At 58.6% G+C, this 21,320-nt stretch carries 19 protein-coding genes and 2 pseudogenes; 14 read left to right on the forward strand and 7 right to left on the reverse strand.

The window, feature by feature from the left end; genetic code table 11:
• Positions 1-35: 35 nt before the first annotated feature.
• Positions 36-623, forward strand: a complete 588-nt coding sequence (locus CAter10_RS11510) for a hypothetical protein (RefSeq protein WP_335340145.1) — start codon at positions 36-38, stop codon at positions 621-623.
• On the opposite strand, the gene CAter10_RS11515 is transcribed toward CAter10_RS11510, so the two are convergent.
• Entirely contained in the window at positions 620-1,915 is a 1,296-nt protein-coding gene (locus tag CAter10_RS11515) for a lipase family protein (RefSeq protein ID WP_061533518.1), read from the reverse strand. The genes CAter10_RS11510 and CAter10_RS11515 overlap by 4 nt on opposite strands.
• A gap of 198 nt (positions 1,916-2,113) precedes the next feature.
• On the reverse strand, positions 2,114-3,004 hold the full coding sequence (locus CAter10_RS11520) for a transcriptional regulator GcvA (protein WP_061533519.1): 891 nt from the start codon (positions 3,002-3,004) through the stop codon (positions 2,114-2,116).
• Between the two features lie 182 nt (positions 3,005-3,186).
• Between CAter10_RS11520 and CAter10_RS11525 the strand changes: the two genes are divergently transcribed.
• From CAter10_RS11525 to CAter10_RS11560, 9 genes and pseudogenes are all read left to right on the forward strand, one after another.
• Positions 3,187-3,774: a methyltransferase domain-containing protein gene (locus tag CAter10_RS11525; protein WP_236905319.1), complete on the forward strand. Its 588-nt coding sequence runs from the start codon at positions 3,187-3,189 to the stop codon at positions 3,772-3,774.
• Between the two features lie 14 nt (positions 3,775-3,788).
• On the forward strand, positions 3,789-3,965 hold the full coding sequence (locus CAter10_RS23610) for a class I SAM-dependent methyltransferase (RefSeq protein ID WP_236905321.1): 177 nt from the start codon (positions 3,789-3,791) through the stop codon (positions 3,963-3,965).
• Positions 3,966-4,006: 41 nt separating this feature from the next.
• Positions 4,007-4,579, forward strand: a complete 573-nt coding sequence (locus CAter10_RS11530) for a chromate transporter (RefSeq protein ID WP_061533520.1) — start codon at positions 4,007-4,009, stop codon at positions 4,577-4,579.
• Complete coding sequence (locus CAter10_RS11535) at positions 4,576-5,106, forward strand: chromate transporter (RefSeq protein ID WP_061533521.1); 531 nt, start codon at positions 4,576-4,578, stop codon at positions 5,104-5,106. Before CAter10_RS11530 ends, CAter10_RS11535 begins: the two co-directional genes overlap by 4 nt.
• A gap of 89 nt (positions 5,107-5,195) precedes the next feature.
• Positions 5,196-5,582 carry an SMU1112c/YaeR family gloxylase I-like metalloprotein gene (gene gloA2, locus CAter10_RS11540; protein ID WP_061533522.1) on the forward strand — a complete coding sequence of 129 codons (387 nt, stop codon included), beginning with the start codon at positions 5,196-5,198 and terminating at the stop codon, positions 5,580-5,582.
• A 148-nt stretch (positions 5,583-5,730) separates the two neighbouring features.
• Positions 5,731-7,109, forward strand: a pseudogene (dbpA, locus tag CAter10_RS11545) (ATP-dependent RNA helicase DbpA).
• A 464-nt stretch (positions 7,110-7,573) separates the two neighbouring features.
• Complete coding sequence (locus CAter10_RS11550; RefSeq protein ID WP_236905323.1) at positions 7,574-8,188, forward strand: autoinducer binding domain-containing protein; 615 nt, start codon at positions 7,574-7,576, stop codon at positions 8,186-8,188.
• A 235-nt stretch (positions 8,189-8,423) separates the two neighbouring features.
• Positions 8,424-8,975, forward strand: a complete 552-nt coding sequence (locus CAter10_RS11555; RefSeq protein WP_061535304.1) for an acyl-homoserine-lactone synthase — start codon at positions 8,424-8,426, stop codon at positions 8,973-8,975.
• Positions 8,976-9,283: 308 nt separating this feature from the next.
• Positions 9,284-10,465 (forward strand): low temperature requirement protein A, encoded by a 1,182-nt coding sequence (locus CAter10_RS11560; RefSeq protein ID WP_061533523.1) that lies wholly within the window; start codon positions 9,284-9,286, stop codon positions 10,463-10,465.
• Here CAter10_RS11560 and CAter10_RS11565 read toward each other — a convergent pair.
• The 4 genes from CAter10_RS11565 to tauA all read right to left on the reverse strand — a co-directional run bounded on the left by CAter10_RS11565 (position 10,462) and on the right by tauA (position 14,298).
• Positions 10,462-11,415 carry an AraC family transcriptional regulator gene (locus tag CAter10_RS11565; protein WP_061533524.1) on the reverse strand — a complete coding sequence of 318 codons (954 nt, stop codon included), beginning with the start codon at positions 11,413-11,415 and terminating at the stop codon, positions 10,462-10,464. The two genes, CAter10_RS11560 and CAter10_RS11565, sit on opposite strands and share 4 nt — an antisense overlap.
• 195 nt (positions 11,416-11,610) lie before the next feature.
• Complete coding sequence (tauC, locus tag CAter10_RS11570; RefSeq protein WP_082797879.1) at positions 11,611-12,477, reverse strand: taurine ABC transporter permease TauC; 867 nt, start codon at positions 12,475-12,477, stop codon at positions 11,611-11,613.
• A complete protein-coding gene (locus CAter10_RS11575; protein ID WP_061533525.1) occupies positions 12,474-13,286 on the reverse strand; it encodes a taurine ABC transporter ATP-binding protein in 813 nt (270 codons plus the stop codon). The genes tauC and CAter10_RS11575 overlap by 4 nt, the downstream gene beginning before the upstream one ends.
• Positions 13,287-13,296: 10 nt before the next feature.
• Complete coding sequence (gene tauA, locus CAter10_RS11580) at positions 13,297-14,298, reverse strand: taurine ABC transporter substrate-binding protein (RefSeq protein WP_061535306.1); 1,002 nt, start codon at positions 14,296-14,298, stop codon at positions 13,297-13,299.
• 267 nt (positions 14,299-14,565) lie between these two features.
• Between tauA and CAter10_RS11585 the strand changes: the two genes are divergently transcribed.
• The 4 genes and pseudogenes from CAter10_RS11585 (at position 14,566) to CAter10_RS11605 (ending at position 18,466) form a co-directional block, all read left to right on the forward strand.
• Positions 14,566-14,862, forward strand: a complete 297-nt coding sequence (locus tag CAter10_RS11585; protein ID WP_061533526.1) for a helix-turn-helix domain-containing protein — start codon at positions 14,566-14,568, stop codon at positions 14,860-14,862.
• Positions 14,863-14,927: 65 nt separating this feature from the next.
• Positions 14,928-16,042, forward strand: a pseudogene (locus CAter10_RS21940) (type II toxin-antitoxin system HipA family toxin).
• A gap of 241 nt (positions 16,043-16,283) precedes the next feature.
• Positions 16,284-17,171: a Dyp-type peroxidase gene (locus CAter10_RS11600; protein ID WP_061533529.1), complete on the forward strand. Its 888-nt coding sequence runs from the start codon at positions 16,284-16,286 to the stop codon at positions 17,169-17,171.
• A gap of 74 nt (positions 17,172-17,245) precedes the next feature.
• Positions 17,246-18,466: a winged helix-turn-helix domain-containing protein gene (locus CAter10_RS11605; RefSeq protein ID WP_061535307.1), complete on the forward strand. Its 1,221-nt coding sequence runs from the start codon at positions 17,246-17,248 to the stop codon at positions 18,464-18,466.
• Between the two features lie 6 nt (positions 18,467-18,472).
• Here CAter10_RS11605 and CAter10_RS11610 read toward each other — a convergent pair whose 3' ends face one another.
• On the reverse strand, positions 18,473-21,286 hold the full coding sequence (locus CAter10_RS11610) for an EAL domain-containing protein (RefSeq protein WP_164840443.1): 2,814 nt from the start codon (positions 21,284-21,286) through the stop codon (positions 18,473-18,475).
• Positions 21,287-21,320: the final 34 nt, after the last annotated feature.

Below are 21,320 nucleotides of genomic sequence, written 5' to 3' on the forward strand. Positions count from 1 at the left end.
CTTGCCGCCTGCGGCAGCAATCCGCCGCCACCGGATTGGCAAAGCAACGCGCATGGCGCCCTGCAAAGTTTTTCATCAGCCTACCTGATCGGCAACACCCGTGTGGCCGATCAGGAATTCGCTCGCGCCGCAATGAAATCGCCAGCACCGGCCGTGCCGATTTGCTGGCGCGCGCGGAACTGGTGCGTTGCGCCGCGCGCGCAGCCAGCCTTGAATTCGACAATTGCGCCGGTTTCCAGCCGCTGGCGCAGGACGCCGACGCCGGTGAACGCAGCTACGCTGCTTACTTGAATGGACAATGGCAGGGGCTGGATGCAAACCTGTTGCCGCAGCAGTATCGGGCACTGGTCAGTGCCAGCGCAGCATCTGCCGACAAGAGCCGGCTGGATGACATCAAGGATCCGTTATCACGCCTGGTGACTGCCGCCGCCCTGCTGCAGAATGGCAGGCTGACACCCGCCGAAATCGTGAGCGCGACAGAAACCGCTTCCGCCCAAGGCTGGCGCCGGCCGCTACTGGCCTGGCTGGGCGTCCAGGCGCAGCGCGCGCAAGCCGCTGGCGACCGCGACGCCGAAACGAAGATTCGACGCCGCATGGACCTGGTGTCGACGCCGCTACCCTAATTCGCCGGCGGGGGTACCAATGCCGCGCAGTTCGACGTGATCGCCTGACCGGCAAACAGTTTCTTGACGAACGGCTCGGAATCCACCAGCGACGCATTGACCGTGCCGCTGTGATCCTGCCCAACGTAATAATGCTGCTCGACGGTGCTGCCGGCAGCGCAGGCATCTTTGGCAAACAGGTATTGGACCGCAGTCGGAATATCCGTATCCAGGGTACCGGTACCGACAAAAATCGGTGCGGCAAATTTGACCGTTGGATAGTTCGAAGACTGCAAGGTCTGCGTTGCCCAGCCGCTGACGTCGCCTTTGAAGACATCTGACGTCACCAATTTGTTTTGCGTGATGTAAGCCTCGATAGGTGCCAGGCACTGACTGGCGACCACCGAATAGAACGCCTTGCCCTTGTCGGTCAGGTTATCAGCCAGCACGAAATTCGGCACCACTCTTTCCGCAGTCGCGTACCCCAGCCAGGCATACGCCTCGAGCGTTGCCAGCACCGAGGTAAAACCGGTGGTCGGGACTTGTGCAGTCAACGAGTTCAGATAAGCCAGCACGCTTTGCAGCTGGTAAGGTACGCCGGTCGCCACCGTTCCCAACAGCTTGATTTCTGGCGCATAAGATGGCGCATAGCCGGCTGTCGCAATCGCCCCTTGCGCACCCTGCGACTGGCCGACGATCACCACTGAACTGGAGAGCTGTGGGAACGCTTTGGTGACAGCCCGGATACTGTCCAGCACGCTGTAGGCCTCTGGCCGCGCATGCAGGTAGGGATGCAGGCCGGGCGTGCCCAACCCCTGGTAATCGGTCGACACCACCGCATAACCTTGCGCCAGCCAGGCATCGAGATAGTCGATGTCACGCGGATCGCGCACGGTCCATGACGGCGCGCATACATCGGCCACGCCGACGGTGCCATGCGACCAGGCAATCAGCGGCCAGCCGCCTGCCGGCGTGATCCCCTTCGGCAGCTGCAAATCGCCAGAAACGTAATTTGCGGTCTTGCCGTCGTCGCCATCGGTCGAGGTGTACAGGATGCGGATGCCCTGCGAGGCATTCGGCAAGACTTGATTCGCGGGCAACGGCTCTTGCCGCAGCAACACCCCGGGCGCGGCAGGAGTCGTGCCGTTCCAGGTGTAGAAGGCAGAGACGCCGCCATCGGCGGTAAACGCTTTCGGTTGCGTCTGGAATTCCGCGCTGCTGTCGCCCCCACAGGCGGAGAGTGTCAGACTGAGTGGGGCCGCAATTAGGAATGCCAGGAATTTCGATTGCAGGATCGGCTGGATGATGCGCATGAATTGTCTCCTCACTTATTTTTTATGTGTGATTTTTTCTCATGTGGCGGGACCGTCGCGCTTCTCTGGATGCGGTGCACGCCTGCCACGATGATTGTTTCCATTATGCATCATTCGTCGGCTTGGCGAGCTGAACGATCGTCGTCCGCTCTGTGGACATCGAAACTGAGCGAGATGCCGCAGCGCGCTAGCCAACGGTCAGCGCTTGGCTTCCTGCTGCAGCCATTCGCAAAAGTGCCTGATCAACGGCACTTCCGCCTGATGGCGCGCTACGATCCACCAATAACTGCGTGCGCGGATCACCGGTTCCGCAATCGGCGTCACCAAGCGGCCGCTGGCCAGCTCGTCGGTAATCAGCGGCAGCGGCCCTAGCGCCACGCCGAGACCGTCGATGGCCGCTTGCAACGCCAGGTAGAAATGATCGAACGATTGTCGCTTCTTGCATGAGGCAGGGGCCACATCCGCTGACATCAGCCACTTCGACCAGGCATCCGGACGCGTATCGGAATGCAACAACGTATGTTGTGCCAGATCGCTTGCCTGCCTGATTGGCGAGCGCGCTTCCAGCGCCGGGCTGCACACCGGCAGTTCGCTCTCCTCCAGGAATTCGCCGCTCTCGCAATTTGGCCAGTGGCCCGGGCCGCGGCGGATCGCCACATCGAACATTTCTCCAGGTTCGCCCAACGGCTTGTCTGACGTGGAGGTCGACAATTTCAATTCGACGCCAGGATACAGGCGCTGGAATCCGCTCAGGCGCGGCAACAGCCAGCGCATGGCGAAGGTCGACAAGGCATTGATGTGCAACACCCGTACAGTTCCGGACTCACGCAATTGTTTGGTGGCTACCGCAATATTGTTGAATGCCGCCTGCACCGTGATCAGGTAGCGACGGCCGTCGTCAGTCAACTGCACGCGCTTGCCGATGCGATGGAACACCGGCATGCCGAGCCAGGCTTCCAAGGCCGCAATCTGGCGGCTGACCGCACCGTGTGTGACATGCAACTCCTCGGCGGCGGCGGAGAAGTTCTCAAAGCGCGCAGCGACTTCGAATGCGCGCAAAGCTTGCAAAGGGGGAAGTTGACGAGACATGCTTGTGATTATAAATCACAAAGATGAAGCAAAAAAGTCGATTTGTCGGCAAACAGAATTTCTGTAACATGCGCTTATCGAATCAACATTCATCCTCGGCCTGCTGACCTTAACTGGCACACGCATGACAGAGCCGACAGCCTCTCCGCAGATTAACCTTGTGATAAAAACCAGGAAATAACATGGACACCTCCAAAGACATATGGGATGCAAAACAATACATGCATTTCGGCAATGAGCGCCTGCGCCCTGCCCTTGACTTGCTGGCCTACATCCCGGATCAGGAACCAAAGCATGTGGTCGACCTCGGCTGCGGCACCGGCAACATCACGGCCTTATTGAAGGCGCGCTGGGCGCATGCAGATGTGCTCGGCATCGACAGTTCGCAAAACATGCTGGACAAAGCCACCGCAACCGCCCCGGAATGCCGCTTCCTGCGGGCCGACCTTGGTGAATGGAAGGCCCCGCAACAAGTCGACGTGCTCTACACCAATGCGGCTCTGCAATGGTTGCCGGACCATCCTAGCCTGTTTCCGCATCTGCTGTCGTCGATACGGCCCGGCGGTTGGCTGGCCGCACAAATGCCGGCCATGCACAACGAACCGTTGCGACAAATGCAGGGAGAGTTGGCCGATTCACCCGCCTTCGCACCGTATCTGAAAGACCTGCGCCGGCAACCCCGATCCTCAACGCCGACGAGTATTACGATTTACTGCGTTCGCGCGCCGCATCGCTGGATATTTGGGAAACCACCTACCTGCATACCCTGAAAGGCGACGATGCAGTGACCGAGTGGGCTGCGGGCACCAGTCTGCGCCCATATCTGGAAGCACTGCCGTCCGGCCCGCGCGAAGCCTTTCGCGATGCCTATTCGGCGGCCATGATGCAGGCCTATCCGCAACGCGAGAACGGCGTTACGCTGCTGCCGTTCAAAAGACTGTTCATCATCGCCAATGTGTAACCGTCAATATTTAACAGTTTGAGAAGTATGAGAAATCGCAGATGACTACAGAAACCGTCGCCACCGGTGCAGACCTGGCATTGACAACACCTTCCACGCGTGAACTGTTCACCGGCTTCCTGGCGCTCGGCCTGATCGGTTTCGGCGGCGTCCTGCCGCTGGCGCGCCGCATGATCGTCGAGCAGCGACGCTGGCTGGATGGCACGCAGTTCACCGAGTTGCTCGGCTTGTGCCAATTTCTACCGGGCGGCAACATCATCAACCTGTCGGTAGCGATCGGCTTGCATTTTCGCGGCATCCCTGGCGCCATCGCCTCGCTGCTGGGCCTGATTGCCGCGCCGTCAGCCATCGTCATCGCCTTGGGCGTGCTCTACCAGCATTTCCAGCATGACGCCGCGCTCAACCACATGTTTGCCGGCCTGGCTGCCGCCGCTTCCGGGCTGTTGATATCGATGGCATTGAAGATGCTGGTGCCGTTGCTGAAAAAACCGGTGCCGCTGATTATTGCGGCCTTGTTCTTTATCGCCATTGCCTTGCTGCGCCTGCCGCTGCTGCCGACCATGCTGGTGCTGGCGCCGCTTGGCGTGCTGATTACCTGGAAGCTGCCATCATGAACGACACACTCATATCCCTGGCGACCATCTTCAGCCAGCTGTCTCTGCTGGCGTTTGGCGGCGGCAACACCATCCTGCCGGAAATGCAGCGTCAGGTAGTCGACATCCACCATTGGATGACGGCCCAGGACTTCAGCGCCATGTTTGCCTTGGCGCAGGCCGCGCCGGGGCCGAACATGATGATCGTGACGCTGGTCGGCTGGCATGTCGCCAGTTGGCCAGGCGTACTGGTCACCACACTGGCGAAGTTTGGCCCGTCCTCGCTTCTCACCGGCGTGGTGCTGCACCTCTGGCTGCGCTTCAAGGACAAACCATGGCGCGCCACGATACAAGCCGGACTGGTGCCGATGACGGTCGGCCTGGTAGCGGCCAGCGCCGCGCTGATCACAGAAGCATCGGCGCAAACCTGGGGCCTGGCGGCGATTGCCGCCGGCTGTGCGCTGGTGACGTTCAAAAGCAAGATACATCCGCTTTGGGTGCTGGCAGCGGGCGCGCTGCTTGGTTTGAGCGGGATTGGACAGTTCTAATCGGTAATACACGGTATAGTCATGGCTGATAGCTGCCGCCTTTCGGTCGTCGGCCAATTTTTGCCATTCGCCTACGTTTTGATCTCTCCATGCACATCTCCGGCATCCACCACGTCGCCATCATCGCCTCGGACTACCAGCTCTCCAAGCATTTTTATACGGAATTGCTGGGCCTTGAGATTGTCGCCGAAACATATCGGCACCAGCGCGACTCCTACAAACTGGATTTGCGCACCCTGGACGGTGTCCAGATAGAATTGTTTTCCTTCCCATCGCCACCGCCGCGCGTGAGCCGGCCGGAAGCCTGCGGCTTGCGCCACCTGGCGTTTCGCGTCCCAAGCGTGGCAGATGCCGCACGAGAATTGCGCGACAAGGGCATCGAAGTGGAAGCAATCCGGATTGATGAGTTCACCGGCAGTCCATTTACATTCTTCAGCGATCCAGACGGGTTGCCGCTGGAGCTGTACGAGCAGTAACAATACAAATGGCAGATGTAAACGGAATATGAGTGCATGATCCGGCAACAACCGGCCATAATATGCGGCGATATGCGACGGAATCCTGGCCCTAAGCCGGTCCGCCTGTTAGACTTCCCTCCCTTTTTAGCTGGCCACCAACATCATCGTGAAAACCACTTCCTTCTCTTCCCTGCCCCTGGCGCCAGCGCTGCTCAGCAACCTCGACAGCCTGGGTTATCACGAGATGACCACCATCCAGCAGCAAAGCCTGCCAGTGATCCTGGAGCGTCACGACCTGATCGCCCAAGCCAAGACCGGTAGCGGCAAGACCGCGGCGTTCGGTATCGGCATCCTGCACAAGCTCAATCCGACTTATTTTGCGATCCAGGCGCTGGTGCTCTGCCCGACGCGCGAACTGGCCGACCAGGTCGCCAAGGAACTGCGCCGGTTGGCGCGCTTCGCCGGCAACGTCAAGATTCTGACCTTGTGCGGCGGCACGCCGATGGGGCCGCAGATCGGCTCGCTGGAGCACGGCGCGCATATCGTGGTCGGCACCCCGGGCCGCATCCGCGACCACATCGGTCGCGGCAGCATTAACCTGGGCACAGTGCAAACGCTGGTGCTGGACGAGGCCGACCGCATGGTTGACATGGGCTTCTACGAAGAAATCTCCGGCATCGTCAGCGCCTGCCCGGCACGCCGCCAGACGCTGCTGTTTTCCGCCACCTACCCGGACGACATCCGCAAGGCAAGCGCGGAATTCCTGCGCCATCCGGTCGAAGTCAAGGTTGAGGCGCAGCACGATGCCGGCCGCATTGAACAGCGCTTCTACGAAGTATCGTACGAAGGCCGCAACGCCGCCGTGGCGCAATTACTGAACCACTATAAACCGGTGTCAACCATCGCTTTCTGCAACACCAAGATCCATTGCCGCGAACTAGCGGCCGAACTGTGCGAGCAGGGATTCAGCGCACTGGCGCTGTATGGCGAACTGGAACAGCGTGAGCGTGACGAAATCCTGGTGCGCTTCGCCAACCAGAGCTGTTCAGTGCTGGTCGCCACCGACGTGGCAGCACGCGGCCTGGATATCCAGACCTTGGGGCAGTCATCAACGTTGACGTCTCCAAGGACACTGAAGTCCACATCCACCGCATCGGCCGTACCGGACGCGGCCAGGACCGAGGCCTGGCGCTGAGCCTGTGCGCACCCAACGAGAAGAAATGGGTCAAGCTGATCGAAGATTACCAGCAGGGTCCGGTCACCTGGTTCGACCTCAATGAGCTGGAGCCTGCCGACGGCGAACCGCTGACGGCGCCGATGCTGACGCTGTGCATCATGGGCGGCAAGAAGGACAAGCTGCGCCCCGGTGACCTGCTGGGAGCATTGACCGGTGATGCGGGCCTGACCAAGGAACAGGTCGGCAAGATCAGCGTATTTGAATTTGTCACCTACGTGGCGTTGGATCGGCGTGTCGCCAAACACGCCTACAGTCGCCTAAGCACCGGCAATATCAAGGGCAAGAACTTCAAGATGCGCTTCATCTGAAGCCCGCCCCTCAGCATGTTTGGCCGGCTTCTACGGCGGTCATGCAACGCCTCGCTGTTGATATCCACTCCCGGCACAGAAAAAACACCGCCTCGTCTACAAACATTTTTGAATGTGCACTCTGAAACAATTTGCAATTCGTCAATTGTAAAATTACTAAAATGTGTTAAATTTCTAAATGGAAACTTTTTTGCGGTTCCAAAGCCTGGAGACTGGCACCGCAACTGAAGCCAAAAGAAGCATAGGCGAAAGTGGTCTAAGCAACCAAAATGCTAGCGGATGTAATGTGGCTCGGCCGGATCCTCGGGCGACAACATGAGAAAAGAATTTCCTTCCATGAAAAGACATATATTTTTACGGGAGTGTAGTGATGGTTGAATGGCAAGAACAGCAAATGCAGTCCATCCTGAGCGCGCAATCCGTGCCCACCCTATTCACCAACTTGTCAGGCATTGCCAAGCAACTTGGCTTCGATTACTGTGCTACGGCATGCGCCTGCCGTGGCCGGTAGCCCAGCCAAAGTGATCATGCTCAACAATTATCCGTCGAGCTGGCAGCAGCGATATACGCAGCAAGAATACGTCAAGGTAGATCCCACCGTATCGCATGGCAAGCGCTCGACCTTGCCGCTGGTATGGTCCGACAAGAGCTTGGCCTCCTGCCCCGCTTTTTGGGAAGATGCGCGTGCCCATGGCTTGCATGCCGGCTGGGCGCAATCGTGCCACGATGCCAAGGGCATCGGCGGGCTGCTGAATCTGTCGCGATCGGATGAGTCTGTTTCGGGTAAGGAGTTGCGCGAAATAGCGCTGAAGCTGTCCTGGCTGGTTGACGTCGCGCATGAGGGATTGTCGCAGTTGCTGATTGAAAAATATTTACCGGAAGCCATCACGCAATTGACCGCACGCGAAATCGAAGTCCTGCGCTGGACAGCGGATGGCAAAACATCTGGAGAAATCAGCAGGATCATGGGCATCTCCGATCGCACGGTAAATTTTCATATCGCCAATACGCTGAAAAAACTCAACGCGACAAATAAAACCGCAGCAACCATCAAGGCCGCGATGCTCGGTATTTTGTAGCCCGGTTCGGATCGCCTCGCCGGGAAGTCCACAACGTATTCCAGCAAGCCCCTCCAACAGAGCCGGCTACACGCCGTCGCGCTTTGACACGCCTTTGAATTTTCAATAATCGTCATTGCATTTCACATCGCCTGCTGCAGCCAGCGACGTCTTTATAGCTGTTAACCTTGACAGTTACGCGTACCCCGCATGCACACCAAAATCAGCCGACATTGAAACTCGAGAAGGTATGAAAATGAAAGTGATTTCAGGTGCGGCAACGGAATTATCCAATGAGCTCTTTTCCAAAATATCCAGTTATCGCCACAAGGTTTTCGTTGAAACCCTGCAATGGAAACTGGATACCAAAGACGGCGCCGAACTGGACCAGTTCGACCGCGACGATACTGTGTATGTGGTCGCCCAGGATGGCTCCGGCCAGGTAAACGGTTGCGCCCGACTGCTGCCGACAGATCAACCGTACCTGCTTGGCGAAGTGTTTCCGCAGCTCCTTGAGGATGCGGCGCCGCCCAGCACACCGGATGTGTGGGAGCTGTCGCGCTTTGCAGCGATGGATTTCAACAAGCCGAGCAATACCGCGCTCGGCCAATTTTCCTCGCCGATTGCGGTCAAGCTATTGCAGGCATCGATCGCCTGCGCCGCGGCACACGGCGCCAAAAGACTGATCACCGTCTCGCCAATCGGCGTCGAACGGTTGCTCCGCAGGGCGGGCTTTCGGGCAAGGCGATCCGGACCACCGATGGTGATTGGAGGACATCCGATCTTTGCCTGCTGGATCGAGGTATAAGCCGCAACCATCTATCCGACGGCAAACATGCGTGGCCGGGTCGATCTGTTCCGTGCGTTTGAAATGAAACTTCCTGTACATTGCCTCCATCTCTTTCCCCCTGTTTCGACCCGGCCGCTCAATTCAGTAGCGCTTGCATTGGAATGATGTGTCTCGCATCAAGGTGCACAATGGGTGTCAATCATCCTCCATCGCGCAGGCCGGCAGAAGCGGCAGCCACGCGATTGACACTGGGCTAAACGATCCCTTATTGTAATCGTCTGTAATTTGCAAATGACGATATTGGCGATACAAGGGAGAACGCAGCAATGAGCATATTTAGCAAGGCCGATCTATTGCGGACTCGCGACGGGCACGAAGCCAAAGTGCTCTCCATCGAGCTTTTCTTCGACCTCGTGTATGTTTTCGCTGTCACCCAACTGTCGCACCATCTGCTGGAAAATCTTACTCCCCTAGGTGCGTTGCAAACCCTGGTCCTGTGGTTTGCAGTGTGGCTGGTGTGGCAATACACCTGCTGGGTTACCAACTGGTTCGATCCCGATGCGATGCCGATCCGCATATTGCTGTTGGCGATCATGCTGGTCAGCCTGGTAATGTCGGCGGTACTGCCGGATGCATTTGGCGAACGCGGCATGATCTTTGCCGTTTGCTATGTCACGATACAGATCGGCCGCACCTTGTTCGTGGTGCTGCACCTTGGGCGCAATCACCCGTTGAGCGCCAATTTTCAACGCATGCTGGGCTGGCTCTGCATCTCCGGCATATTGTGGATTGCCGGCGGCCTGTCCGATGGCAGTTACCGTTTCCTGTTCTGGGGATTGGCGGTCGCCAGCGAATATGTGTCGCCGATGTTCGGCCTGTGGCTGCCTGGCATGGGACGCTCGCAAACCCGGGACTGGACCATCGAAGGCGGCCACATGGCCGAACGCTGCCAGTTGTTCGTCATCGTCGCATTGGGCGAATCGATCCTGGTGACCGGCGCCAGCATCAGCCACATGGCCAACTGGGATGCTCCCACGCTGATCGCCTTCCTGGTGGCCTTCCTCGGTAGCTTGGCGATGTGGTGGATCTATTTCGACACCAGCAGCCAGGCCGGTACCGAGGCCATTGTGCATTCTGAGGATCCGGGCCGGATTGGCGCCTACTTCCACTACACCCACGTGATTATCGTCGCCGGCGTGATCATTACTGCTGTCGGCAATGAACTGGCAATCGCCCATCCGCCCGGGCACATCGATACCAAGGCATTGGCGGTGCTGGTCGGCGGCCCGATAACCTACCTGCTCGGCAACGGCATCTACAAGACCGTGGTGTATCGCCGCTTTCCGTTCTCCCACATGATTGGGCTAGCGTTGCTGGCGATCCTGATCTCGTTCGCCTATCAGACCGATCTGCTGATGGTGTCCGGCCTGACTACGCTGGTGCTACTGCAAGTCGCGATCCAGGAAAGCGTATCGCGCCGCCGTAATCGACCTAACGAAGAACACTAGGCCTCGTTGGCAACCGCCGGTTCGCTGGCACGCAAGCGGGCGGCATCACGCGCTGGCGGCGCGCCGAACATGCGGTTGTATTCGCGACTGAATTGCGACGGGCTCTCGTAACCGACCAGATGGCCGGCGGTGGCAGCATCGCCAATCTCGGCGAACAACAGGCGGCGCGCCTCCTGCAACCGCAACTGCTTCTGGTATTGCAATGGAGTCATCGCGGTGACCGCCTTGAAATGCTGGTGCAGCGAGGATGAACTCATGTTGGCTTCGCGCGCCAGGCTGTCGATCCGCAGCGGCAACTTGTAGTCGCGCTTGATCAGCTCGATCGCCTTGACGATGTGCTGCGCCTGGCTACCGGACATGGCAATCTGCTGCAATATGCCGCCCTGTTCGTCGCGCAGCAACCGGTACAAAATCTCTCGCGTCACCAACGGCGCCAGCACCGCGATATCCTGCGGCGTCTCCAACAGACGGATCAGCCGCAGCACCGCGTCCAGCAGACCGGTGTTGGCCTTACTGACGAACATCCCGCGCCCCGGGTTATCGCCGCGCCGCACCAGCTGCTCGCTGCTCATGATCAGATCGCCGATTTCACGCGGATCAAGCTCCAGCTTGAAGCTCAGGTATGGCACCTCAGGAGTGGCCTGGCTTACCCAGCCCATCACAGGTAGATCAACCGTCACCACCAAATATTGCGCCGAGTTGTATTCATAGAGTTCATCGGTCAGCATTACCTGCTTCTGGCCTTGGGCAATGATGCACAAAGCCGGCTTGTGCAGCGCATGCGTCGGCTGGGTCGGCTGCGAACAGCGATACATGCTCAACGGCGCAATCGCAGTCTGATACACGCCTTCGGTGGCGGTGTATTGTTCAATCAGCCTTGCCAGCTCAATTTGCTGCAAGGACACCTCGCTGGTGGTGCCAGGTCCTTGCAATGCTTTCGAATTCGTCATATCCGGCCTTTCGCAACAGATGATCGAGTCTACTATTTTCCGATCCGCTGCGATGTTGGTACGATGAAAATTTGGAGGATTGTGCAAGAAATTGCGACGAATCGGCTAGCATCATCCCACTCCACGGAAAACAGGCCAACCGATCACGATTGGCCTGCCTTGCCGCCCTCCCTGAATGACTGCCGTTTTTTTTGACTACGTTCGCCCTTCCCAAGGCACATATTTGCGTTGCAGCCAGCGCAAGCCGTATTCGAAGGCAGAAGCAATCAGTGCAATCACCAGGATCCCCATGATCACCACATCGGTAACCAGGAACTGCGCCGCCGACTGGATCATGAAACCCAGACCGCGCGTCGCCGCGATCAATTCAGCCGCCACCAGCGTCGACCAGCCGACGCCAAGACCGATCCGAACCCCAGTCAGGATGTCCGGCACCGCTGACGGCAAGATCACGAAACGGATCAATTGCCAACGTGAAGCGCCCAGCGTCTGCGCCGCCCGCAGCCGATTCTGATCTACCCGTCGTACGCCGTGTAAGGTGGCAATCGCCAGCGGAGCAAAAATCGCCAGGTAGATCAGCAGTACCTTGGACAACTCGCCGATGCCGAACCAGATCACGATCAGCGGCAAGTAGGCCAGCGGCGGTATTGGCCGATAGAACTCGATCAACGGATCAAATACCGCCCGCGCCCGATTGCTCAGGCCGATCAGGATACCGATTGGAATCGCAGTCGCGATTGCCAGCAATAACGCCGCCAGCACCCGAGCGACGCTGGTAGCCGTGTGCTGCCACAGCGTAGCGTCGACAAACCCGTCGAGCGCCACCGACTTGATTTTCTGTAGAACCGCCAACGGTGATGGCAGGAATAGCGGCGGCACCAGCGCCGAGGCAGTGACCAGCCACCACAATCCCAGCAGGCAGAACACTGTTAGCAGCGTCACGCTGCGATCCGAAAGGCGCCGCACCGGCACGGCGCGGCGTTGTTGTTGCAGCGAAGACAATTGTTCCCCACCGTCTTGCGGCAATTCCAGCGGCGCAAAGGTCACAGATAATTCGCTCATGCCAGCTCCTTCACTCTGCCCGCCGTAATACGGCTCGCTGGCGGATGCGGATGTAACAACTGCGCGAGGATTTCCTCGCGCAAGCCGACAAAATGCGGATCGGACTTGATGCTGCGGGCCGATTCCCCTGTTGCAAAACGCTCGCCGAAATCCAGCTTGCGTACGCTATCGACCCGCCCTGGTCCGGCCCGTAGCAAGACCAGGTCGGTCGCCAGGAACAAGGCTTCCTCGACGCTATGAGTAATCATGAAAATGCCCTTGCCAGACGCTTTCCATACTTGCAGCAGGTGTTCCTGCATCTGCTCGCGCGTCAGCGCATCAAGCGCGCCCAGCGGTTCATCCAGCAGCAGGAAGCGTGGATCGACCGCCAACGCGCGCGCCAGGCTGACCCGCTGCCGCATGCCACCCGACAACTCCCAAATGGCGGCGTCGGCATATGCTTGCAAACCGGTCAGCGCCAGGTATTCGTCGGCCCGGGCATGCCGTTGCTGCAATGTTTGCCCGGCCAGGCGCAAGCCGAAGGCAACGTTGTCACGCACTGTCTGCCATGGCAGTAAGGTATCGCTCTGAAATACCACACCACGTTCGGCGCCGGGGCCGCTGATCGGCTTGCCATCAATGCTGGCGCTGCCGGAACTGGGCTGCAGGAAGCCGGCAATCAGGTTCAGCAAAGTGGTCTTGCCGCAGCCCGATTCGCCAATCACCACAGTAAAGCGGCCATCGTGCAGATCCAGCGACAAGTCACGCAAGACCTCTACCTCGCGTCCGGCTGTCGGATACACCACGCCGACCGATTGCAAACGGATCATCTGCCGCTCCTTACTGGATCGCCGCCTTGGCGAAGGCTGGATTGACATAAGGCTGGTAATCCGTCAGCACGCGCTCCACCTTCTTTTGTTCCTGCAGGAAACCGGAGGTGGCGGCCAATGCCTTGACGGTGCCGTTACCCAGCAGTTGCGCCTGCTCAGGCAAGGTCGGGAAACCGCTGCCGGCTAGCAGCTCGGCAATGTCGCTCTGCTTGGCTGCGGTCAGGCGAGCAATCTTCTCGAATTGTGGCGAGCCGGCTTTCCAATCGCTGCCATGGACGCGGTAATCCGCATAGGCTTTCCCGGTGACCTTGACGAAGGCCGTCACGAAATCCGGGTTCTTTTGCGCAAAATCCTTACGTACGATCCAGGCATCGAAAGTCGGCGCACCCCACTTCGCCACTTCGGCCGAATTGGTCAGGACCTTGCCGGATTCCTTGACCTTGCCCAGTGCCGGGTCCCAAACGTAGGCGGCATCGATATCGCCGCGCTGCCAGGCAGCAATAATTTCTGGCGGACGCAGGTTCAATATCTGTACTTTGGCGGGGTCGATACCCCAATGCTTGAGCGCGGCCAGCAGGCTGTAATGCGTGGTCGAGACGAATGGCACCGCGATTTTCTTGCCGACCAGGTCCTGAGCGCTCTTGATGCCGCTACCGTTACGCACCACCAAGGCTTCGGCCTGGCCGATCTGCGCCGCGATCAGGATGGTTTCGATCGGCAACTCGCGGGTTGCGGCGGCCGCCAGCGGGCTGCTGCCGACGTAACCAATCTGGATATCGCCCGAAGCCACTGCGGTAATCACGTCGGCGCCGCTATCGAATTTCTTCCAGTTGATCTTCCAGCCGCTGGCCTTTTCATAATCGCCATCAGCCTGGGCGACTTTAGCCGGCTCCACCACCGTCTGATAGGCAATATTGACTTCTTTATCCGCTGCCGAAGCGTGGCCCGACAAGAGCGCCACCAGCGAAACCGCCGCCACGGCCGGCAAACGCCTGAAAATATTAGCAATCATGAAATCCCCTTTGAATTGATTGATGAGTTGGATAATCGAAGTAAGTATTGGAATGAAGAGCGCATTGCTGACAGGCACAAAGTTAATCGATTCGACCAACTTGCAAAACGAAGGATTTCAGTAATCCTTATGTGGTTTCCGTTAGATTACCACCCAACAATAAAGATAGTTAAATATCCTTTTAAATATAAGAGATATTTAAATATCCCATCTTGAAAAAGATACTATATTATCTATAATAACTAAAAAGATAGTTTACTTATCCATATGAAAACCCTGTCCGAACTTTCCAGCACCCTCCGCGAAGCCAAGGATCAGTTGGCCATGCCGATCATTGACATGAGCCGCAACACCGGCCTCACTGCGGTAACGATACGCGGCCTGCTGGCCGGCAAGAACGATCCGCGCCTGAGCACCTTGATGACGCTGGCCGATCAACTAGGGCTGGAGGTGATGCTGGTGCCGAAAGCGTTGGCTGCTTCGATTACCGCCAAACCAACCGCCCCCGCCGAAGTGCAAAGCCTGGTGACAGCCGCCTTGGCGCGGCAAGGAAAGCAGCCGTGAATCTGAGCGCTCTGGACATTTTTCTTGGAGAACGCAAAGTCGGCGTATTGTTTCAATATGGCGACATGGTGCGCCTCCAGATTGACGCCGAATACGCCCAGGATCCGCTTCGGCCAACGCTGTCGCTATCGATGCGCGCCGCCAACCCAGAGCAGGATGCCGCCCTGTTGCTCAATCCGCTGGCAGCGATGTTCAATTCGCCGGGCCAGCAACGGCTGCCCCCCTTCTTTCAAAACCTGCTGCCCGAGGGCGTGCTGCGCAAGCAGATTGCCCTGGAGCGCCAATGCGCCGAAGACAATCACTTCGAACTGCTGGCCGCCTGCGGGCGCGACCTGCCCGGCGCCGTCAAGGCAGTGCCGACCAAGTTGACGCGCGCCATGATGACGCGCCTGGTGACGCAGGATCATGAGGCCATCGAGGAAAGCGTGATTGCCGCGCCGCTGGTCGACGGCGTATCGATTTCCGGCATGCAGCCGAAGTTGGCCCTGATCCAGGAAGGCGGCCGCTATGTCAGCCGCACCCGCCACCGCGACGCCCATATCATCGGCAAATTGCCGACCGCCCAGTTCGACCACCTGCCCGAGGTTGAATATTTATCACTGCAACTGGCGCAGGCCGCCGGCGTCACGACCTGCCAGGCCAGCCTGCAGCCGCTGGAAGCTATCCTGGCCGATCATGGCTACGCACCGGGCGGCAGCCAGCAGTTCCTGGCCGTGCAGCGCTTCGACCGCGATCAACCGGGCCGTCTGCATGTCGAGGATTTCTGCCAGATCCTTGGCGTCGATCCAGACAAAAATATACCGGCGCCAGCTATGCCGACATGGCCCTGGTAATGCAGTCGGTAGCCGGCCTCGGCGAAGCTGCCTGCCATGAACTGCTGCGCCGGATCACGGTAAATGAACTGATCGGCAACTACGACGGCCACCTGAAGAATTTCGGCATCCGCTATCTGGCAGACGGCGCCATCGAACTGTCGCCAGCGTATGACGTAGTGGCCTACGGCGTCTACCTGAACGGCAGCGGCCACGCGCTCAAGTTCGCCGACGGCCAGCCCAAGCGGACATTTCTGTCGCCGCTGACCTTGCGTGCCTTCGCCAACCGCAGCGGCATGCTGGAGCCACCGTTACGTCACGTGATCTCCGAAGTCTGCAAGAAAGCCCTGAAAACCTGGCCGACCTGATTGCCGCCAGCCAGCTGTTGCCACATCAAAAAACCAGGCTGCACGACTATTTCATGAACCGCGAAATCATTTCCGGTTTGCGTTCACGCCAGCAAAAGCAGGCTGCAAAAGCGGCCGGCTTTGCATCCTCAAGCGATGACAATGTCGCCCCCTATTGACAGCAGCAATTTCACAACTTGCCAGCAACGAATTGCCGGAATCCGCTAATATCAAACCCATTCTTCAAATAAGGACTTTGCACATGCCAGCAACTGCAGCTCAAGCTCAACCGGGAATTCTCCAATCGCTACCGCCACTTGGACGTTCGCTCACATTCCGCCTGAACGGCCAGGACCCACGGCCGGCACTGGCCCGACTGCGTGACAGCTTCGTGGCTGATTGGGGCATCGTCGGCCTGGGCGCACCATTGATCGAGACACTGGATCAGCATGTAGCCGGCCTGCGTCCGTTTCCTGCACTCGAAGGCCGCGGCTGTCAAGCACCCTCAACCCAACAAGCCATGTGGATCCTGTTGCGCGGCGACGACCGCAGCACGCTCTTCGAGTGCACCACACAACTGGTCGATCTACTGGGCGAAGCCTTGGTTCTGGACGATGCGCTGGATACTTTCCGCTACCGCGACAACCGCGATCTGACCGGCTACGAAGACGGCACTGAAAACCCCAAAGATGACGACGCGGCAGCCGCTGCGCTGGTCGCCGAAGGTGAAGGACGACAAGGCTCCAGCTTCGTCGCGGTGCAGCGCTGGGTGCACGATCTGCAACGTTTCCGCGGCTTTCCGGCAGCACAGCGCGACGCCACCATCGGCCGTCGCCACAGCGACAATGAAGAAATCGAAGACGCGCCGGAATCGGCGCACGTCAAACGTTCGGCGCAGGAAAGCTTCACCCCGGAAGCATTCATGGTGCGGCATTCGATGCCATGGGACAACGGCAAACAGCAAGGCACCGAATTCATAGCCTTCGGTGAAAGCAGCGATCGCTTCGAACACGTTCTACGACGCATGCTGGGATTGGAAGACGATATCGTCGACGCTCTGTTCAGCTTCTCGCAGCCGATCAGCGGCAGCTACTATTGGTGCCCGCCACGTCAAGGCGACCACCTGGATCTGCGCGCCATCGGTCTTTAAAACATCAAATTAAGCGGCCCCAACAAACATTGGGGCCGCTTGCCCTCCGTTCTTTCGATCCGGTACAACCTGGCATGAACACACTTCATTTATCGCTTCCGGCCGCACGCGCATTGCAACTGGCCGCGCAAGGCATGCTCAATCCGCCGCGCAAGAAAGCAGTCAAGCAAGATGTGCTGGGCGCCATCCGCCAAATGGGGGTGCTGCAGATCGACACCATCCACGTAGTTGCACGCAGTCCCTACCTGGTGCTATGGAGCCGGCTTGGCAGCTATCCGCAGGCATGGCTGGACGAATTGTTGGCAGAGCGCCATCTGTTCGAATACTGGGCGCATGAAGCCTGCTTCCTGCCGATCGAGGATTACGGACTGTACCGGCATCGCATGATCGATCCCGGCTCGATGGGCTGGAAATATTCCGAAAAGTGGATGAGTGAACATGGTGCCACCATTGAAAAACTGCTGGGCCACATCCGCGACCACGGTCCGGTGCGTTCAGCCGACTTCAAACGCACCGACGGCAAGGGCGGTGGGTGGTGGGAATGGAAGCCTGAAAAACGCTCGCTCGAAGTGCTGTTCACCGCCGGTCACCTGATGATCGCGCGGCGCCACAATTTTCACCGCATTTATGACCTGGCCGAGCGTATCCTGCCGGACTGGGATGACGCTCACATGCCCTCCCACGCCGAAACCCATCGCATTTTGCTGCTCAAGGCGGTACGGGCGCTTGGCCTGGCCAAGGCCAGCTGGATCGGTGACTATTTCCGCACCGCCAAAAGCCGCCCTATTCCCGATCCCGAATCGCTGGTAGATGACGGCACCCTGCTCAAAGCCAAGGTAGAAGGCTGGGACCAGCCGGTGTACATCCATCCGTCCCATCTTGAACTGGCCCTGGCCGCCGCCGACGGTCGCCTCAAACCAACCACGACCAGCCTGCTGTCGCCATTTGACCCTTTGGTCTGGGACCGCAAGCGCGCACTGGAGCTATTTGATTTCGATTACCGGCTGGAGTGTTATACGCCGGAGGCAAAGCGCAGCTACGGCTACTTCACGCTGCCGATATTGCATCGCGGTGTCCTGGCGGGCCGGCTGGATGCCAAGGCCCATCGCAGCGAGGGCGTGTTCGAAGTCAAGGCACTTTACCTGGAAGCCGGCGTCCGCCAGACGCAAAGACTAGCGAGCGATCTGGCCGCCACGCTACAACGCTTCGCCGACTGGCACGGTACGCCGCGGGTGGTGGTAGAAAAATGCGATCCACGCGGATTTCGTCCGATGCTGAAGGCGGCGCTGGGATAGAAGAACCTAGGTCTTGAGGGAAGGCCGCCGACCTCGTGCGGTACGATCCGCTTCGATGACGCCGATCCGGCCGCTGTCGATCGCGCCGCCAAATGGTTGCGGCTTGCCGATGCCATAGCCCTGCGCAAAATCGACGCCGATCTCGGTCAAGGTGGCGATCGTGCGTTCATTGACGGCAAATTCAGCAATGGTTTGCTTGCCCATCAGATGGCCAATCTTGTTGATCGCCTCGACCATCGCGTAGTCGGTCGGACTGTTCAGCATGTCTTTGACAAAGCCGCCGTCGATCTTGATGAAATCCACCGGCAGATTTTTCAGATAGGCAAAAGACGACATGCCGGCGCCAAAGTCATCGAGGGCGAAGCGGTAGCCGATGCTTCTCAGTTCCTCAATGAAATGCGCAGCCTTGGCAAAATTGGCGATGGCGCTGGTCTCGGTAATTTCAAAGCATATGATTTGCGGCGGGATGCCGAATTTCACGTGCTGCTCACGCACGAAATCAAGGAAGTCGCTATCACCGATCGTGGCTCCCGACAGATTGATCGCGCACGTCTGAATCTCCTGGGCCAAGCCCTGCTTGTACATTGTTGCCAGCGTCGAGAAGACAGTCGACACCACCCAGCGGTCAACCGCCGGCATCAGGTTGTAGCGTTCCGCCGCCGGAATGAACACCATCGGCAGTACCAGGTTATCGTCCTTGTCGAGTAAACGCAGCAGTATTTCAAAGTGCGCGCCAGGACTAGGCAACTGGCTTAGAGCAACGATTTCCTGGGAGTACAGGCAGAACTTTTCATTGGTCAGGGCTTCGTTGATGCGCGTGATCCACTCCATCTCACCATGCCGTATCGACAACTCGCTGTCGTCGAGGCGATACTCGTGCACCCGGTTACGGCCCTTTTCCTTGGCCAGATAGCAGGCCGCATCGACCGCACTCATGATTTGCCCGAGCGTATGCATGTCGCCCGCCAGGTTGATCAGGCCGATACTGACGCCAATCGAAAACGGCTTGTTGTTCCAGATAAACTGGAAATCTGCGACGGTCTGGCGCAATCCTTCGGCGATCCGCAGCGAATGCTCAACCGGACAATTTTCCAGCAGCACGCCGAATTCATCGCCACCCAGACGAGCCATCGTGTCCGTGTCGCGCAAGCGTTGCTTCAACAGCACGCTGACCTGGCGGATCAGTTCGTCGCCAGCAGCGTGGCCGCAGGTATCGTTGACCACCTTGAACTGATCGAGATCTAGATACAGCACCGCGTGCTGCCGTTGCTGGTCGCGCGAGGTAATCATGGCCACCGTCAGGCGCCGTTCGAACTCGCGGCGATTGATCAAGCCGGTCAGTTCGTCGTGGCTGGCCTGGTAGGAAAGCTGCGCTGCATATTCGCGATCCTTACTGACGTCATGCAGCACCAGTACGGTACCGACGGTCTCGCCGCTCAAATTGCGGATCGGCTCGGCCGACAGGTTCACGGCGACCTCGTTGCCATCGTTGCACACCAGCAGCAGGTTGGTTTCGCGGTCGATCGGATTGTTTGTGTCGAGAATCCGGTGGACCAGATCCGGGATCCGGCTGCCGGAGGTTTCGCCCACCACGTTCAGTATTTTTTCCAGCGGCAAGCCACGTGCCGACGCCAGCGTCCAGCGCGTCAGTATCTCGGCGGTCGGATTCAGGTACTCGACCAGGCCGTCGGTGCTCAATGTAATCACCGCTTCGCCTATCGACTCCAGCGTCACTTGCGCACGCTCTTTGGCAGCATAGAGTTGTTCTTCAGCCCGCTTGCGCGCGGTGATGTCAGTAAACGACCCGGCCATGCGCACCGGCTGGCCGGCAGCGTTGCTGGTTGATTGCGCGCAGGAACGGACCCAGCGCAATTCGCCGGATTTGGTCACCACGCGAAATTCGATATCGCACGGCGAATTGTCATGCAAATGGAAAGTCAGCTTGGCCCGCACCGCATCCAGATCGGATGGATAGATGCAGTTGAGGAATTGCAACGGCGTCGGTTCGCCGTCTGCGCTAGTGTAGCCGAGCAATTCCTTGAGACGCGGGGAATAATAGATGTTGTCGGTCTGGATATCCCAATCCCACAAACCGTCGTTACTACCCAGCATCGCCAGCTGCAGGCGCTCCTCGCTGACCTTGAGCGCCTCTTCGAAGTGGTCGCTCTTGGTCAGGAAGAAACGCGAAATCCAGCTACCGAAAATCATCAACGCAACAGCAACGATCAGCGTCGTCAACAGCAGCAGCCGCTGCACGCGGCGCGACGACTCTCCCAGGCTGGCAGAAAAATTCCGCTCCAGCGGCGTCAACTGGTCATCAATTTCCTTGATTCGGGCAATGCTGCTGGCTATCGTCACCGGGTCGGGTATGCCGGATTCGATGGCAGCATGCAGGCGGCTGGCTTCCGCGTTCAGCTGCAGCAGCAATCCATCGCCGACTCTCCAGATTGCCAGTGGCTCAGCAAGCAGGCTGAAGCTCTTGAAATTGCGATACAGGCTGATGACGCTGTCGATGTCGTCGGGATGGTTCTCGCCGTCAATGAACGCCTGGCGAGCGACGTTCAGATCGGGCTTGGGTTTATCCAGTTCAAGCCGGGCGCGGCGGTCCCCCATTGGCACCACCATGGCTCTCTGGAACTTGTCATAATCAGCCTCGGCATGGGAGAGCGCATACTGGTTCAGATGGAACACCGCTTCCTTCTGCGCCTTCGACCATTGGCTCTCGCCGCCGACAAAGGCGCGCACCGCGGACAGGATGTTCATGCTGAACGCCAGCAGCCAAACCAGCATGGTCACCACCGCTAGAAAAGGCAGTACCACCTTTATCCACCGCCAACCTCCAGTGCTTGCCGCA

It is taken from the genome of Collimonas arenae (genome assembly GCF_001584165.1).
Taxonomy (GTDB): domain Bacteria; phylum Pseudomonadota; class Gammaproteobacteria; order Burkholderiales; family Burkholderiaceae_D; genus Collimonas; species Collimonas arenae.